This window comes from Nocardioides marmoribigeumensis (assembly GCF_031458325.1).
GTDB lineage: Bacteria > Actinomycetota > Actinomycetes > Propionibacteriales > Nocardioidaceae > Marmoricola_A > Marmoricola_A marmoribigeumensis.
In genome coordinates this window covers 1,331,421-1,346,801 of the sequence record NZ_JAVDYG010000001.1, presented here as the reverse complement: position 1 = coordinate 1,346,801, position 15,381 = coordinate 1,331,421, and the positions used below count along the sequence as shown (strand labels likewise).

Annotated in this window: 16 protein-coding genes; 10 read left to right on the top strand and 6 right to left on the bottom strand. The window is 73.4% G+C overall.

The genetic code is table 11. From position 1 onward, the window contains the following. Window positions 1–44 precede the first annotated feature (44 nt). Window positions 45–809 (top strand): hypothetical protein, encoded by a 765-nt coding sequence (locus J2S63_RS06505; protein ID WP_310300152.1) that lies wholly within the window; start codon window positions 45–47, stop codon window positions 807–809. An 18-nt stretch (window positions 810–827) separates the two neighbouring features. On the opposite strand, the gene disA is transcribed toward J2S63_RS06505, so the two are convergent. Both disA and radA read right to left on the bottom strand, forming a co-directional pair. Then, window positions 828–1,913 carry a DNA integrity scanning diadenylate cyclase DisA gene (gene disA, locus J2S63_RS06500; protein ID WP_310300150.1) on the bottom strand — a complete coding sequence of 362 codons (1,086 nt, stop codon included), beginning with the start codon at window positions 1,911–1,913 and terminating at the stop codon, window positions 828–830. An 80-nt stretch (window positions 1,914–1,993) separates the two neighbouring features. Continuing rightward, complete coding sequence (radA, locus tag J2S63_RS06495; RefSeq protein ID WP_310300147.1) at window positions 1,994–3,421, bottom strand: DNA repair protein RadA; 1,428 nt, start codon at window positions 3,419–3,421, stop codon at window positions 1,994–1,996. Window positions 3,422–3,593: 172 nt separating this feature from the next. On the opposite strand from radA, the gene J2S63_RS06490 reads away from it, so the two are divergent. After that, complete coding sequence (locus J2S63_RS06490) at window positions 3,594–4,619, top strand: LacI family DNA-binding transcriptional regulator (protein WP_310300144.1); 1,026 nt, start codon at window positions 3,594–3,596, stop codon at window positions 4,617–4,619. 29 nt (window positions 4,620–4,648) lie between these two features. Here the strand turns inward: J2S63_RS06490 and J2S63_RS06485 are convergent, their stop codons facing one another. After that, complete coding sequence (locus J2S63_RS06485; protein WP_310300141.1) at window positions 4,649–5,257, bottom strand: class I SAM-dependent methyltransferase; 609 nt, start codon at window positions 5,255–5,257, stop codon at window positions 4,649–4,651. A gap of 168 nt (window positions 5,258–5,425) precedes the next feature. Then, window positions 5,426–6,064, bottom strand: coding sequence for a VOC family protein (locus tag J2S63_RS06480; protein WP_310300139.1), 639 nt, complete (start codon window positions 6,062–6,064; stop codon window positions 5,426–5,428). 187 nt (window positions 6,065–6,251) lie between these two features. Between J2S63_RS06480 and J2S63_RS06475 the strand changes: the two genes are divergently transcribed. After that, complete coding sequence (locus J2S63_RS06475) at window positions 6,252–8,357, top strand: elongation factor G (RefSeq protein ID WP_310300136.1); 2,106 nt, start codon at window positions 6,252–6,254, stop codon at window positions 8,355–8,357. A 9-nt stretch (window positions 8,358–8,366) separates the two neighbouring features. Here the strand turns inward: J2S63_RS06475 and J2S63_RS06470 are convergent, their stop codons facing one another. Then, window positions 8,367–9,110: a DUF3109 family protein gene (locus J2S63_RS06470; protein ID WP_310300134.1), complete on the bottom strand. Its 744-nt coding sequence runs from the start codon at window positions 9,108–9,110 to the stop codon at window positions 8,367–8,369. A gap of 87 nt (window positions 9,111–9,197) precedes the next feature. Here J2S63_RS06470 and J2S63_RS06465 point away from each other — a divergent pair, with 87 nt between their 5' ends. The 6 genes from J2S63_RS06465 to J2S63_RS06440 all read left to right on the top strand — a co-directional run bounded on the left by J2S63_RS06465 (window position 9,198) and on the right by J2S63_RS06440 (window position 14,342). After that, window positions 9,198–10,136, top strand: a complete 939-nt coding sequence (locus J2S63_RS06465; RefSeq protein WP_310300132.1) for a Ppx/GppA family phosphatase — start codon at window positions 9,198–9,200, stop codon at window positions 10,134–10,136. 9 nt (window positions 10,137–10,145) lie between these two features. Then, window positions 10,146–10,964 carry a sugar phosphate isomerase/epimerase family protein gene (locus J2S63_RS06460; RefSeq protein WP_310300129.1) on the top strand — a complete coding sequence of 273 codons (819 nt, stop codon included), beginning with the start codon at window positions 10,146–10,148 and terminating at the stop codon, window positions 10,962–10,964. Between the two features lie 31 nt (window positions 10,965–10,995). Continuing rightward, window positions 10,996–11,928, top strand: coding sequence for a proline dehydrogenase family protein (locus J2S63_RS06455; RefSeq protein WP_310300127.1), 933 nt, complete (start codon window positions 10,996–10,998; stop codon window positions 11,926–11,928). A 10-nt stretch (window positions 11,929–11,938) separates the two neighbouring features. After that, window positions 11,939–12,787: a pyrroline-5-carboxylate reductase gene (gene proC / locus J2S63_RS06450; RefSeq protein WP_310300125.1), complete on the top strand. Its 849-nt coding sequence runs from the start codon at window positions 11,939–11,941 to the stop codon at window positions 12,785–12,787. Beyond that, entirely contained in the window at window positions 12,784–13,971 is a 1,188-nt protein-coding gene (locus J2S63_RS06445) for an acetoin utilization protein AcuC (protein ID WP_310300123.1), read from the top strand. Before proC ends, J2S63_RS06445 begins: the two co-directional genes overlap by 4 nt. A 164-nt stretch (window positions 13,972–14,135) precedes the next feature. Beyond that, complete coding sequence (locus J2S63_RS06440) at window positions 14,136–14,342, top strand: helix-turn-helix domain-containing protein (RefSeq protein ID WP_310300120.1); 207 nt, start codon at window positions 14,136–14,138, stop codon at window positions 14,340–14,342. Between the two features lie 113 nt (window positions 14,343–14,455). On the opposite strand, the gene J2S63_RS06435 is transcribed toward J2S63_RS06440, so the two are convergent. Beyond that, entirely contained in the window at window positions 14,456–14,953 is a 498-nt protein-coding gene (locus tag J2S63_RS06435; protein WP_310300117.1) for a CAP domain-containing protein, read from the bottom strand. A 291-nt stretch (window positions 14,954–15,244) separates the two neighbouring features. On the opposite strand from J2S63_RS06435, the gene J2S63_RS06430 reads away from it, so the two are divergent. Further along, entirely contained in the window at window positions 15,245–15,346 is a 102-nt protein-coding gene (locus J2S63_RS06430; RefSeq protein WP_081683056.1) for a 30S ribosomal protein bS22, read from the top strand. Window positions 15,347–15,381 lie beyond the last annotated feature (35 nt).

Below are 15,381 nucleotides of genomic sequence, written 5' to 3'. Positions count from 1 at the left end.
CGCCTGCGCGGGACGCCCGGTCGCCCCGGTTAGCCTCGAGCACCATGAGCCAGCGGAACCGCCCTTCCCCGCGTGCCCGCAGCGCGAGCTCCCCCTCCCGGCGCCGCGGACCGCTGCCGCGACGCGTCTACTGGGTCCGCCGGGCCCTCGTCCTCGGGGTCGCGGCGCTCCTGGTCCTCGGGATCACCCGGTTGCTCAGCATGGGCGGCGGTGACGGGGGCGGCGCCGCCGTGACCGCGGGCAGCGGCACGAGCGTGACGCCGAGCCTGACCACGGCTCCGACCGCACCGCTCTCCCCGACCGTGCTGCCGACGGGGCCCAAGGGCAACGTGGCTCCGCAGGGCTCCTGCGACCCGTCCGACGTCCTGGTGACCCCGGTGGTCAAGGAGGCCCACGTGGCCCAGCCGGTGCGCATCGTGCTCGAGGTGACGAGCATCGAGAGCCCGGCCTGCACCTTCGAGGTCTCGCCGGCGTCGGTGATCGTCCGCCTCCTCACCCCGCGGCGCAGCGAGCCGCTGTGGACCACCCAGGACTGCACCGCCGCGGTGCCCGAGCGCACCGTGGTCGCCCGTCCGGGCAAGCCCGGCCGGGTCCAGGTGTTCTGGAACGGCCGCACCTCCGACGACCGGTGCTCCGACCTGACCGACTGGGTGTTCCCCGGCGACTACACCGCCCAGGCGATCGCGGTGGGCAGCTCCCGCGCCACGTCGTCGGAGTTCGTGCTGGGCATGGCGGTGCGGCCCACCGTCACCCGCACGCCGACGCCGACGGCGAGCCCGTCGACGAGCGCGAGCCCCACCTCACGCTGACCGGCCGGGCGCGGCGGCTCAGACGTAGCGCTCGAGGATGCTCGACTCGGCCAGCCGGGACAGGCCCTCGCGCACGCTGCGCGCCCGGAGCTCGCCGACCCCTTCGACGGTCTGGAGGTCGTCGATGCTGGCCGCGAGGAGCTTCTGCAGCCCACCGAAGTGGTCGACCAGGCGCTCGACGACCGTGCCGGGGAGACGGGGGACCCGGGCCAGGAGGCGGTAGCCCCGAGGTGACACCGGGTTGTCGAGCAGCTCGTTGGTGCCCAAGCCGAGGGAGCGGGCGACGGCGTTGATGTCCACCAGCTCGGCGGGGCTGAGCGCCTCGAGCGCGGCCAGGGCGTCGTCGGTGGTGGGGGCCCGCTTGCCGGTGGGGAGGTAGTCGCGCACCACGAGCTGCCGGTCGGCGTCGACGCCGGTGACCAGCTCGTCGAGCTGCAGGGAGAGCAGCCGGCCGTCGGTGCCGAGCTCGAGGACGTAGTCCTCGATCTCGCTGGCGATCCGGGTCACCATCTCCAGGCGCTGGGCCACGGCGGCGACGTCGCGCACCGTCACCAGGTCCTCGATCTCGAGGGCCGAGAGCGTGGTGGACACCTCGTCGAGCCGCATCTTGTAGCGCTCGAGGGTGGCCAAGGCCTGGTTGGCGCGGGACAGGATCGACCCGGTGTCCTCCAGGACGTAGCGGATCTCGCCGACGTAGAGCGCGATGATGTGCATCGACTGCGACACCGAGACCACGGGGAGCCCGGTCATCTTGGCCACGCGGTCGGCGGTCTGGTGCCGGGTGCCGGTCTCGACCGAGTGGATCGACTGGTCGGGCATCAGGTGCACCGCGGCCCGCATGATGCGGGTGATGTCGCGGTCGACGATGATCGCGCCGTCCATCTTGGCCAGCTCGCGCAGGCCGGTGGAGGAGAACGGCACGTCGAGGGTGAAGCCGCCCGACGAGATCGAGTCGACCGTGCGGTCGGTGCCGAGCACGATGAGCGCGCCGGTGCGTCCGCGCAGGATGCGCTCGAGCCCGTCGCGCAGGGAGGTGCCGGGCGCGACGCTGGCCAGGGTCGCGCGCAGCCGCTCGGTGTCGGCGGGGCGGTCGGCGGGGGCCACACGGTCTCCTGGGCTCGAGGTTCGGTGGGCCAACTCTAGGAGACGGACGGCTCCATGCGGGTCTGCGGCAGCCCCCGGACTCAGAAGTCGGGCAGCTCGGTGCGTGGGGCGCGTGGAGCGCGGGAGGTGCCGGCCTGCTCGACCACCTGCAGCGCCGCGGCCAGGTCGGGGGCGCCGTGGACGTGCAGGCCCGGGATCTCCAACGGGCCGGAGGTGCCGGGACCGCCGTCGTTGTGGTGCGGGACGACCGCGACGGTGAACCCGAGCCGCGCGGCCTCCATCAGCCGCGGACGCAGATCGGGCACCCGGCGCAGCTCGCCGGCCAGGCCGATCTCGCCGAGCGCCACGACCTGCGGCGGGACGATCGTGCCGCGCGTGGCCGAGGCGACGGCCAGGGCCATCGCCAGGTCGCCGGCCGGCTCGTGCAGCCGGGCCCCGCCGACGGTGGCGACGAACACGTCGCTGTCGCTGCTGCGCACGCGCGCCCGCGCCTCGAGCACGGCGAGCACCATCGCCGCGCGGCCGGGGTCGACCCCGGTCTGGGCCCGCCGCGGCCGGTCGGCGGCGCTGGTCACCAGCGCCTGGATCTCGATCGGCAGCGGGCGCCGGCCCTCGAGCGCCACCGTGATGCAGGACCCCGGGACGGGGTGGTGGTGGCGGGAGACGAACAGCCCCGACGGGTCGCTCACCGCGGTGATGCCGTCGGCGGTCAGGGCGAAGCAACCGACCTCGTCGACCGGGCCGAAGCGGTTCTTGGTGGCCCGGACCATGCGCAGGCTGCTGGACCGCTCGCCCTCGAACTGGAGGACCACGTCGACCAGGTGCTCGAGCACCCGCGGGCCGGCGATGGAGCCGTCCTTGGTCACGTGCCCCACCACCAGCGTCGAGATGCCACGGGCCTTGGCCTGACGGACCAGGGCGGCGGTGACCTCCTTGACCTGGGTGACGCCGCCCGGCACGCCGTCGACGTCCTCGGCCGAGATCGTCTGGACCGAGTCGACGACCAGCAGGTCGGGCCGGACCTCCTGGACGTGGCCGAGGAGGGCGCCCAGCTGGGTCTCGGCGGCCAGGAAGAGCCGGTCGTGGATGCCGCCGCAGCGGTCGGCGCGGAGCCGGACCTGCGCGGCCGACTCCTCGCCGCTGACGTAGAGGGTGGTCGCACCCACGCGGGCGACCTGGGCGGCGACCTCGAGGAGCAGGGTGGACTTGCCCACCCCGGGCTCGCCGGCGAGCAGCACGACGACGCCGGGGACCAGTCCGCCGCCGAGCACGCGGTCGAGCTCGGGCACGCCGGTGGTGCGGGCCCGGGCCTCGTCACGCGGCACCTGGCCGATGGGGATCGCGGGCGCCGAGACCGGGCGGGCAGGGGTGAGCCCCGCGGGCCCGCGCTCGGTCAGGCTGCCCCAGGCCTGGCACTCGCCGCAGCGGCCGACCCACTTGGCGGCTTCCCAGCCGCACTCCGCGCAGACGTAGGCCGCCCGCTCACCCGACCTGCTCGCCTTCGCCATGACCCGCACCCTAGGTCGGCGCTCCGACAAACCGCGGCGGGGCGCGCACCCCCACCCCCAGGGCGGTTGACGGCTGCCGCGTCGAGACAGGACGATGGAGTCGATTGGAACGATCAACGGGCGGCTCGATCCTGCGTCGACGGGGCCCGGCCGAGGGGTGGAGGAGGGTGCCATGGCCGGCCAGCGTCCCGTGGCGACGCTCGCCACCGTCGCCGAGGCGGCCGGCGTCTCACGCCAGACCGTCTCCAACGCGCTCAACAGCCCCGAGCTGCTGCGCCCCGACACCCTGGCCCGCGTGCAGGAGGCGATCGAGACCCTCGGCTACCGGCCCAACCGCGCGGCCCGCAACCTGCGCACCCGCGCCTCCCACCTGGTGGGCCTGCGCGTCGAGCCCGCCCTCGAGGGCACCGCGAGCGGCCTGATGGACCGTTTCCTGCACTCGCTGGTCGAGACCTGCCGCACCGCCGACCTGCACGTCCTGCTGTTCACCGCCGAGGACGTCAACGACCCGCTCGACGGCTACGACGGCCTGCTGCAGTCCGCGGCCGTCGACGCCTTCGTGGTCACCGACACCTACCGCGGCAACCCGGCGGCCTCGTGGCTCGACCAGCACCAGGTGCCGTTCGTGGCGTTCGGCCGCCCGTGGGGCGAGCCGACGGCCACCCACCCGTGGGTCGACGTCGACGGGCACGCCGGCGTCGCCGCCGCCGTGGACCACCTCGTCGACCGTGGCCACCGCCGCATCGCCTGGGTCGGCTGGCAGGACACCTCCTTCATCGGCGAGGACCGCCGCGGTGGCTGGCTGGCCCGCATGACCGAGCGCGGGCTCCCGACCGAGGGGTGGGAGCTGCGCGGCGAGGACACCGTCGACTACGGCCGCCGCGCGGCCCACGACCTCCTCGACCGGGCCGAGGCCCCCACCGCCCTGCTGTGCGTGAGCGACACCGTCGCCATGGGGGCGCTGCACGCCCTGGCCGAGCGGGGGATCCACCCGGGACCCGGAGGGGTCGGCGTCGTCGGGTTCGACGACTCGCTGGCCGCCCAGCTGGTGACGCCGGGGCTGACGTCGCTGCGCCAGCCGCTGGAGCAGATCGGCGTCGAGGTCGTCCGGCTGCTCAAGGACCGGCTCGAGCTGCGCACCAGCGACGAGCCCCACGTGATCCTGTCCCCGGAGCTGGTCGTGCGGGGCACGACCTGACCCCACCCGACCCGGCCTGACCCGACCGGTCAGAAGTCGCGCCACCAGAGGTTGACCGCGTAGTCGACCTCGCACCCGTGGTGCTCGGCGAGCACGGCCTCCGCGGTCTCCCGGTCGAGCTCGATGCGCACCACCGCCTCCAGCTCGGCGCGGTCGGCGAACGTCCACCGGGTCAGGACCGGGACCCGCGACCAGCCCCGGCTCGTCCAGAACCGCTCCACCGCGTCGGGGTCGACCGTCGGGTAGCCGCGCCGGAACCAGGCGCCCCACGTCGAGCGCGTGCCGTCGTTGTCGAGGACGTACGCCGTGCCGCCGCGTCGCACGACCCGGTCGAGCTCCCGCAGCCCCGGCTCGCACCCCGGTCCGAAGAAGTAGGCCCACCGGGCGTGCGCGACGTCGACCGAGGCGTCCGGCAGCGGGAGGTCCTGAGCCGTCCCGACGCGCACGTCGACCGGCGCCAGCCCCGGCTCCCGGCGTACGACGGCCGCGACGCGACGGCGCGCCAGTGCGGCGAGGTCGGGATGGGGCTCGACGCCGACCACCCGGGCGGCCGAGCGCGCGAACCGGGGCAGGTGGAAGCCGGTGCCGCACCCGACGTCGAGGACGGTCCGCCCGGACCACCCGGCCACGGACTCCATCGCGGCCCACACCTGGCCGTCGGGGTCGAAGGCGTGGTTCTCCAGCTCGTAGGTCGCCGTGTGGTCCCAGATGTTCGGCGAGGGGATCGTGCCCGGCAGGTGGCCGGGACGCGGGGGAGTGCGGCCGCTCAGGGTCTCTCTGGGTCTCTCTGGGTCTCTGTGGGTCTGTCAGATGCGGACGTCACCGGCGGGCGTGGAGAACTGGGCGGCGACCAGGCCCGGGTGGCCGTTGGGGCCGACCCAGTCGACCTTGACGTCCTCCAGCGGGCCCTCGACCGGGCGGCCCAGCCACTCGCTGACGCGGTTGGGGTCGCCGGCGATCTCGAGGGCGGTGAGGTGCACCTCGCAGCTCGCGCCCTGGCTGGGGTGGTCGGACCCGTCGCCCAGCCACTGCACGAAGAACGGCAGCTGGGGGTCGGCCTGCAGGCCCTTGACCCCGATCTGGCGCCACTTGAGCTCGTGCCCGTCGGGGCGGAACCGGTTGCCGGGCACCGACTCGCGACCCAGCCGGGTCTCGACGGGTGCCAGGTCGTCGACGGCCACCACCCAGCCCAGCCACCCGCCGCCGAGCTCGGAGCGGGCCTTGACGGCCTGGCCGAACGGGGCCTTGTCGGAGGCGGGGTGGTCCAGGGCCTCGACGATCTCGAGGTAGGTCCCCTGGCACAGCGGCAGCACCATGTTGCGGGTGCCGAACCTCGGATGGATGCCACCGTCCACGAAGGGCTCGCCGAGCAGGTCCGACAGGCGTGCGGCGGTGGCCCGCATGCCGTCAGGGCCGGCGGCGTAGGAGAGGTGGTCCAGACGCATGCAGGCATTGTGAACCGACGCCGTGGGCGGCCCGACACTGGGGTCCGGACGGGGGGTCCGGGGGAGCCGCGGACGTGACCCGGAGGACCTCCAGGTCCCTTGTGCAGCAGGGGAATGAGGAGTTGAGTGGCCGGCAGGGGTGCAGCAGCGACTCGGCCCCACGGTGTGACCGCGCGAGGAGGCGACCATGTCGGTCAGATCATCCGGCAGCAGAGGCAGCCAGGCGCGGCCAGGAGCCTCCGGGGCGGACACCGCCCCCGTCGCCCGGGACCCGCAGGCGATCCGCAACGTGGTCCTGGTCGGACCCGCCGGATCCGGCAAGACGACACTGGTCGAGGCCCTCCTGGTCTCGGCCGGTGTGCTGTCCAGGGCAGGCACGACCGTCGACGGCACGACGGTCTCGGACTTCGACGAGGCCGAGAAGCGGCAGCAGCGGTCGGTCGGGCTGGCCCTCGCGCCGCTCGAGCACGACGGGGTGAAGGTCAACCTGCTCGACGCCCCGGGCTACGCCGACTTCGTGGGCGAGCTGCGGGCCGGGCTCCGCGCCGCCGACGCCGCGATGTTCGTCGTCGCCGCCAACGAGGGCGTCGACGAGCCGACCCGCTCCCTGTGGCGCGAGTGCGCCGAGGTCGGCATGCCGCGGGCCGTGGTCGTCACCAAGCTCGACCACGCCCGGGCCGACTACGCCGGGGTGGTGGAGCAGGCCCGCGAGGCCTTCGGCGAGAAGGTCGTCCCCGCCTACCTGCTCGAGGGCGGGCGCCTGGTCGGTCTCCTCTCCGACGACCACGAGCACGACGCCCAGCGCGGCGCCCTGATCGAGGCGGTCATCGAGGAGTCCGAGGACGAGGGGCTGATGGACCGCTACCTCGCCGGTGAGGAGGTCGACCGCGACTCGCTGGTCACCGACCTCGAGCGCGCGGTGGCCCGCGGCTCGTTCCACCCCGTCGTACCCGTCGACGCCCTGTCCGGCGTCGGCACCACCGAGCTGCTGGACCTCGTCGTCGCGGGCTTCCCGTCGCCGCTGGAGCACCCGCTGCCCGAGGTGTTCACGCCGGCCGGGGGCAAGGGACCCGTGATGTCGTGCGACCCGGACGGGCCGCTGGTCGCGGAGATCGTCAAGACCACGACCGACCCCTACGTCGGCCGGGTCTCGCTGGTGCGCGTCTTCTCCGGCACGCTGCGCCCCGACCAGACGGTGCACGTCTCGGGGCACTTCTCGTCCTTCTTCGGGGAGGAGCGCGGCCACGAGGACCACGACGAGGACGAGCGCGTCGGGGCCCTGTCGGTGCCGCTCGGTGCGACCCAGCGGCCGGCGGACCAGGTCGTCGCCGGCGACATCTGCGCGATCGCCAAGCTCACCCGGGCCGAGACCGGCGACACCCTGTCCGACAAGGACTGCCCGCTGGTGCTGCGCCCCTGGTCGATGCCCGAGCCGCTGCTGCCGCTGGCGATCGAGGCGCACGCCAAGGCCGACGAGGACAAGCTCGGGCAGGGCCTGCAGCGCCTGGCCGCGGAGGACCCGACGCTGCGCATCGAGCACAACCCCGAGACCCACCAGATCGTGCTCTGGTGCCTGGGCGAGGCGCACGCCGACGTCGTCGTCGACCGGCTGGCCACCCGCCACGGTGCGGCCGTCGACCAGGTCGAGCTCAAGGTCGCGCTGCGCGAGACCTTCGGCGGCCGGGCCGAGGGCCACGGGCGTCACGTGAAGCAGTCCGGGGGCCACGGGCAGTACGCCGTGTGCGACGTGACCGTGGAGCCGCTCCCGGAGGGCAGCGGGTTCGAGTTCGTCGACAAGGTGGTGGGCGGCGCGGTGCCCCGCCAGTTCATCCCCTCGGTCGAGAAGGGCGTGCTCGCGCAGATGGAGAGGGGCGTGGCGGCCGGGTTCCCCGTCGTCGACGTCCGGGTGACCCTCACCGACGGCAAGGCGCACAGCGTGGACTCCTCCGACATGGCCTTCCAGACCGCCGGGTCGTTGGCCCTGCGCGAGGCCGCGGCCGCCACGAGCATCACGCTGCTCGAGCCGGTCGACCAGGTCGAGATCACGGTCCCCGACGAGCTGGTCGGCACGGTGATGAGCGATCTCTCCAGCCGCCGCGGCCACGTGCTCGGCTCGGAGTCCGTCGGCGAGGAGCGCAGCGTCGTGCACGCCGAGGTGCCCCAGCTCGAGATCACCCGCTACGCCGTCGACCTGCGGTCCAGCACCCACGGCACGGGCTCGTTCACCCGCACCTTCGCGCGCTACCAGCCGATGCCCGACAACCTCGCGAGGAAGTTCAAGACCCAGGACTGACGCGGGGCCTCAGTCGGGGTCCGCCGGGTGCGGCGCCCCGGCACGGCCGCCGGCGAGGAACGCCTCGCAGTGGTCGACCAGGACGTCGTACGCCGAGCGGCCCATGAGCGCGACCAGCTCGGCCTCGCTGGAGCGGAAGACCGGCTCGGTGGCGATGTGCGCCTCGGTGTTGCCCGAGCAGTACCAGTCCAGGTCGTGGCCGCCCGGGCCCCAGCCGCGGCGGTCGTACTCCCCGATGCTGACCTCGAGGTAGGAGGTGTCGTCCGGCCGCTCGACGGTGCGATAGGTACGTCGGAGCGGCAGCTGCCAGCACACGTCGGGCTTGGTCTCCACGAAGTGGATGCCCTTGCGGATCGCCAGCCCGTGCAGGGCGCAGCCGCCACCGCCGGGGAAGTCGGGGTCGTTGAGGAAGATGCAGGCCCCCTTGACCACACGGGTCTTGCGGGCGCCCTCCTCGTCGGTCTCCACCCAGCCCTTGCGGAGCCCGGACCGGCGGCGCTGCCACTCCTCGTCGGTGAGGTCCTCGACGTGCGCGGCCACCCGCTTCTCGTCGTCCTCGTCGGAAAAGTGGGCGCCGAGGGTGCAGCAGCCGTCGTCGGGGCGGTCGGCGTAGATGCCCTGGCAGCCGCGGCCGAAGATGCAGGTCCAGCGGGAGGTCAGCCAGGTCAGGTCGCAGCGGAACACCTGGTCGGCGTCGGCCGGGTCGGCGAACTCCACGAACGCTCTGGGGAACATCAGGTCGACCTCGGGCACCCGCACACCCTAGTGATCCCGACAAGCCCGGCGACCGCGACGGGCGATCGCCGCCGGGCGGCCGGTCCCCGCGGGTACGTTGGTCCTGTGCGACTCGGAGTCCTCGACATCGGATCCAACACCGGTCACCTGCTGGTGGTGGACGCGTCGGGTGGTGCCGCCCCGCTGCCGGCGTACTCCTTCAAGGAGCCGCTGCGCCTGGCCGAGCACCTCGACGACGACGGCGCCATCACCGACGAGGGGATCGACGCCCTCACCGAGTTCGTGGCCAACGCGCTGCAGGTCGCCGAGGACAAGGGCTGTGAGGAGATGCTCGGCTTCGCGACCTCGGCGGTGCGCGACGCGACCAACTCCGACGACGTGCTGAAGAGCGTGCACAAGGCCTCCGACGTCGAGCTCCAGGTGCTGCCGGGCGACGACGAGGCGCGGCTGACCTTCCTCGCGGTGCGCCGGTGGTTCGGCTGGTCCTCGGGCCGGCTCGCGCTGTTCGACATCGGCGGCGGCTCGCTGGAGATCGCGGCGGGCGCCGACGAGGCGCCCGAGGTCGCGACGTCCGTGCCGCTCGGCGCCGGACGGCTCACGCGGCAGTGGCTGTCCGAGGACCCGCCGTCGGCCAAGACGGTCCGCAGGCTGCGCGCCCACGTGCGGGCCGAGATCGGTCGCGAGGCCGGCGCGGTGCTGCGAGGCGGCCGCCCCGACCACGCGGTCGCCACGTCCAAGACCTTCCGCTCCCTGGCCCGCATCTGCGGGGCGGCGCCGTCCGGCGACGGTCCGCTCGTGCGCCGGGTGCTCCCGGCCGACGTCCTGCGCGAGAAGCTGCCCGCCCTGGCCGAGATGGACGACGAGCAGCGGCGCGAGCTGCCCGGGGTCTCCTCCGGCCGCTCCCACCAGCTGCTGGCCGGTGCGATGGTGGCCGACGCCGTGCTCGACCTGTTCGAGCTGGACCAGCTGGAGATCTGCCCGTGGGCGCTGCGCGAGGGCGTGATCCTCGAACGACTCGACGCCCTCAGCGTCCTGGGTCGCTGAGGCCGGCCCATGTCGTCCGTCCCTCCGGAGCGCCAGGCGCTCGTCGCCCTGTCGACGGCGTCGGTCTACCCCGAGACCACCGCGACCGCCTTCGAGATGGCCAAGCGGCTGGACTTCGACGCCGTCGAGGTGATGGTCGGGATGGACGAGACCAGCCAGGACGCCGCCCAGGTCGCGCACCTGTCCGACTACCACGACATCCCGGTCTGCGCGGTGCACGCGCCGTGCCTGCTGATCACGCAGCGGGTCTGGGGCACCGAGCCGTGGGGCAAGCTGCGCCGCAGCGCCGAGATGGCCCAGCAGGTCGGGGCCGACGTCGTCGTCGTGCACCCGCCGTTCCGGTGGCAGCGCGACTACGCCCGCGGGTTCGTCGAGGGCATCGCCCTGCTGGAGGAGAAGACCGACCTCGCCTTCGCGGTCGAGAACATGTATCCCTGGCGTGCCTCGTCCAACCGGCACATGCAGGTCTACGCCCCGCACTGGGACCCCGCGGGCTACGACTACGCCCACACCACCCTCGACGTGTCCCACGCCTCGACCGCCCAGGTCGACTCCCTCGAGCTGGCCCAGCGGCTCGGCGACCGGCTGCGCCACCTCCACCTGACCGACGGCTCGGGCAGCGCCAAGGACGAGCACCTCATCCCCGGGCGCGGCAACCAGCCGGTCGCCGCCCTGCTCGAGCACCTCGCCGAGCGTGACTTCCGGGGGCACCTCGTCCTCGAGGTCAACACCCGGCGCTCGGGCAACCGCGCCGCCCGCGAGGCCGACCTGATGGAGGCGCTGGCCTTCACCCGGTTGAACTTCGCCTCCACCGTTGGGCTTGACTGACGAACGACCCGGACGAGGAGGTGGCCGTGCCGTGGACGTGCTGAGGCGCACGCTGCTGGGACTCGCGCGCGACGCGCGGTTCAAGGACGCCCTGACCACGCTGCCCCCGACCCGCGCGGTCGTCGCGAGGTTCGTGCCGGGGGAGTCGACCCGGGAGGCGGTCGACGTGGTCGCCGGGCTGGTCGCCGGTGGCCGCCTGGTCAGCCTCGACGTGCTGGGGGAGGACACCACCGACGAGGCGCTCGCCGAGCGCGCGGTCGCGGCGTACGTCGACCTCCTCGAGCAGCTCGCCGCCCGCGGCCTGTCGACCAGCGCGGAGGTGTCGGTCAAGCTCTCCGCGATCGGCCAGGCGCTGCCCGACGGGGAGCGCATCGCGCGCGACCACGCCCGCAGGATCTGCCGCGCGGCCCGCAACGCCGGCACCACGGTGACCCTCGACATGGAGGACCACACCACCACCGACTCGACGCTGCGGGTGCTCCGCGAGCTGCGCAAGGACTTCCCCGAGACCGGCGCCGTGCTGCAGGCCTACCTGCGCCGCACCGAGGCCGACTGCCGCGCCCTGGCGGTCGAGGGCTCCCGCGTCCGCCTCTGCAAAGGGGCGTACGACGAGCCCGAGCGCGTGGCGTTCCAGGGCCGCCTCGAGGTGGACCGGTCCTACGTCCGCTGCCTGCGGGTGCTGATGGAGGGCGACGGCTACCCGATGGTGGCCACCCACGACCCCCGCCTGGTCGCGATCGCCGAGGCGCTGGTCCGTCGTACGGCGAGGCCGGCGGACTCCTACGAGTTCCAGATGCTCTACGGCATCCGGCCCGACGAGCAGCACCGGCTGACCGGGGAGGGGCACCGCGTGCGGGTCTACGTCCCCTACGGTCAGGAGTGGTACGGCTACCTGATGCGGCGGCTGGCCGAGCGACCGGCCAACCTGGGGTTCTTCCTCCGGGCGCTGGCGTCGAAGAAGTGAGGAGCGCGTCATGACTGCCACGACTGCCACGACTGGGCCACGGGCGGGAGGCGACGGCGTGGTCGCGATCCTCGGGGTCGGCGTGATGGGCGAGACGCTGCTGTCCGGTCTGCTGCGCGCCGGCCGGCCGACGGCCGGCCTCCTGGTCGGCGAGAAGCGCGCGGAGCGGGCCGAGGAGCTGCGCGAGCGCTACGGCGTGACCGTCGTGGACAACCGTGAGGCCGCGGCGCGGGCGGACACCGTCGTCGTCGTCGTCAAGCCCCAGGACATGGGCGAGCTGCTCGCCGAGATCGCCCCCGACCTGCGCGCCGGGCAGCTGGTGGTCTCGCTGGCCGCCGGCATCACCACGGCGTTCATCGAGTCCCACCTGCCCGACGGGGTCGCCGTCGTCCGCGTCATGCCCAACACCCCGGCGCTGGTCGACGAGGGCATGGCCGCGATCTCCCGCGGCTCCCACTGCGACGAGGAGCACCTCGCCGTCGCCGAGTCGCTGCTGGCCGCGACCGGCCGGGTGGTCCGCGTGCCCGAGAAGCAGCAGGACGCGGTCACCGCGATCAGCGGCTCCGGCCCGGCCTACCTGTTCTTCGTCGTGGAGGCGATGATCGAGGCCGGCGTCCACCTGGGCCTCCCGCGCACGACCGCCACCGAGCTGGTCGTCCAGACCGTGGTCGGCTCGGCCAAGCTGCTGCGCGAGACCGGCGAGCACCCGACCGTCCTGCGCGAGCAGGTGACCTCACCGGGCGGCACGACCGCCGCCGCGATCCGCGAGCTGGAGGACCACAAGGTCCGGGCCGCGTTCCTCACCGCGATGGAGGCCGCGCGCGACCGCTCCCGCTCGCTGTCGGGCGACCAGCAGTGAGCACGGGATGCACGGCCTGCACCGTCTTCGAGCCGAGCCTGGTCGAGTACGACTTCGGGGCGAGCCACCCGATGAACCCGGTCCGGGTGGACCTCACCATGCGGCTGGCCGAGGCGCTGGGCGTGGTCGGCGGGACCGACCTGCGGGTCGTCCCCGCTCCCGTGGCCGACGACGACCTGGTCGCGACCGTGCACGACCGGGCGCTGATCGAGAGCGTCCGCCGGATCGGCGAGGACCCCACACGCACCGACCTGGTGCGCGGGCTCGGCACCGACGACAACCCGACCTTCGCCGGCATGCACCACGCCTCGGCCCACGTGGTCGGCGCGACCGTCGAGGCCGCCCGGCGGATGTGGTCCGGCGAGGTGCAGCACGCCGCCAACGTCACCGGCGGCCTCCACCACGCGATGCCCGACCGGGCCAGCGGCTTCTGCGTCTACAACGACGTGGCGGTGGCGATCCGGTGGCTCCTGGCGCAGGGGGCGCAGCGGGTCGCCTACGTCGACGTCGACGTGCACCACGGGGACGGCGTGGAGAAGGTCTTCTGGGACGACCCCCGGGTCCTCACCATCTCCCTGCACGAGACCGGGCAGATGCTCTTCCCGGGCACCGGCTTCCCGCACGACGTGGGTGGGCCCGGGGCCGAGGGCAGCGCGGTCAACGTGGCGCTGCCGCCCGGCACCTCCGACGCCGGCTGGCTGCGGGCCTTCCACGCCGTCGTACCCCCTCTGCTGCGGGAGTTCCGCCCCGACGTCCTGGTCACCCAGCACGGCTGCGACTCCCACACCGAGGACCCGCTCGCGCACCTGATGCTCAGCGTCGACGGCCAGCGCGCGTCCTACGCCGCCCTGCACGACCTCGCCCACGAGGTGGCCGGCGGCCGCTGGCTGGCCACCGGCGGCGGGGGGTACGCCGTGGTGGACGTCGTCCCCCGCGCGTGGACCCACCTGCTCGCGATCGTGGCGGGCACCCCGCTGGACCCGGCCACCGACGTGCCGCAGGCGTGGCGCGAGGAGGTCCGGGGCCGGCTGGGCCGGCCGGGGCCGCTGCTGATGACCGACGGGCGCACCCCGGTCTACCGCGACTGGGAGCAGGGCTACGACCCCGCCTCGTGGCTCGACCGCGCCATCCAGGCCACCCGCACGTCGGTGTTCCCGCTGCACGGGCTCGACCCCGTCCTGTGAGCGGGCTGGCCCACGTGTCCAGTCGACACGCGGTCGAACGCAAACTTTTGCCTCAACCCGCTCCGCACACCCCACGAGTCACACTAGGCTCGTGAGTCATAGGCGCAATGTCGGACCTCCGGTGGGGAAGCCGGAGGCGTGCGGCTGAGAAAGAGCGGTGCTACATGGCCGATAACAGCCCCGGGGACGTCTCCGGAGTGAAGTTCCTGACCGTGGCCGAGGTGGCCACCGTCATGAGGGTGTCCAAGATGACGGTCTACCGCCTCGTCCACTCAGGAGAGCTCCCCGCCGTCAGGGTGGGCCGCTCCTTCCGGGTGCCCGAGGACCAGGTGAACGAGTACCTCCAGCGGAGCTACTTCCAGACCGGCTGAGGGGGCTGCGACTCGACCCCGAGCGCACGACCGAGAACGCGACGAAGGGATGTGGACCCGAGGGTCCACATCCCTTCGTCTTCGTGGGTGCGGTGTTGCAGGAGCCCGAAGGCTCAGAAGCGGGTGAAGTCGGCCGCGACCAGCCAGTCGCCGCGCGAGTCGAGGAAGGCGCCGACGCCGATGCGGCGGGGGCTCTTGCTCAGCAGGATCGCCCGGTGGCCGTCGCTGTGCATCCACAGGTTGACGATCTCCTTGGGGCTGACCGCGCCGCGGGCGAGGGTCTCGCCGGCGTAGCGGGCGTGGCACCTGTCGAAGAACGGGTCGAGGTCCTGGTGGAAGAACGTCAGGCTGCGACCGAGGTAGCGGCTCCAGCGCTCGGCGTAGTAGTCCGTGCACGTCTGGCCCTTGACCGGCACCAGGCCGCGGGCGGTCCGCTCGCGGTTGATCCAGGTGATCACCCGTGCCTCGTAGGTGTTGGGGGCGATCGAGCGGATGTAGCTCAAGGAGGCGGCGTCCGCGCTGGCGGTGGTGCCCCCGAGCACGGCGAAGCCCGATGCGAGGACGGCGATGATCGCGATGAGGATCCGACGAGTGGTCGCGGCGATGGTCATGTCCCTGGCCCTCCCTAGCCTGGTGTCGTCCGGGCCGGCGCTCCCACACCGGGTGTCCCGAACTCCAACTGGTCCCGAATCGCTCCGGTTGTTGGTCCTTTCACTATAGGACCATGGTCCCGAAGTGCCCGGGACTTTCGAGAAATCACGCAGGGAGAGGTCTGGACCGCCTGCGGGAGCCGTCCCGCCGGTCGGCTCGGTTGGGCGGTCGTCCGGCCTCCGGTTAGGCTTGGTCCTTCCAGCACCATCGAGCCGGTCCGGCTCGGTGCCGCCTGCCAGAAGGGTCTGTCCGTGGGTTCCGTCATCAAGAAGCGCCGCAAGCGCATGGCCAAGAAGAAGCACCGCAAGCTGCTCAAGAAGACCCGCGTCCAGCGTCGCCGTCTCGGCAAGTGAGGCCCGCGGGCCGGTCGTGCAACGACGCCGGCCGC

Coding starts and splice junctions, on each gene's coding strand:
- J2S63_RS06505 (WP_310300152.1), top strand. CDS start 45: ATGAGCCAGCGGAACCGCCCTTCCCCGCGTGCCCGCAGCGCGAGCTCC.
- radA (WP_310300147.1), bottom strand. CDS start 3,421: ATGGCGAAGGCGAGCAGGTCGGGTGAGCGGGCGGCCTACGTCTGCGCG.
- J2S63_RS06490 (WP_310300144.1), top strand. CDS start 3,594: ATGGCCGGCCAGCGTCCCGTGGCGACGCTCGCCACCGTCGCCGAGGCG.
- J2S63_RS06485 (WP_310300141.1), bottom strand. CDS start 5,257: ATGGAGTCCGTGGCCGGGTGGTCCGGGCGGACCGTCCTCGACGTCGGG.
- J2S63_RS06480 (WP_310300139.1), bottom strand. CDS start 6,064: ATGCGTCTGGACCACCTCTCCTACGCCGCCGGCCCTGACGGCATGCGG.
- J2S63_RS06475 (WP_310300136.1), top strand. CDS start 6,252: ATGTCGGTCAGATCATCCGGCAGCAGAGGCAGCCAGGCGCGGCCAGGA.
- J2S63_RS06460 (WP_310300129.1), top strand. CDS start 10,146: ATGTCGTCCGTCCCTCCGGAGCGCCAGGCGCTCGTCGCCCTGTCGACG.
- proC (WP_310300125.1), top strand. CDS start 11,939: ATGACTGCCACGACTGCCACGACTGGGCCACGGGCGGGAGGCGACGGC.
- J2S63_RS06440 (WP_310300120.1), top strand. CDS start 14,136: ATGGCCGATAACAGCCCCGGGGACGTCTCCGGAGTGAAGTTCCTGACC.
- J2S63_RS06435 (WP_310300117.1), bottom strand. CDS start 14,953: ATGACCATCGCCGCGACCACTCGTCGGATCCTCATCGCGATCATCGCC.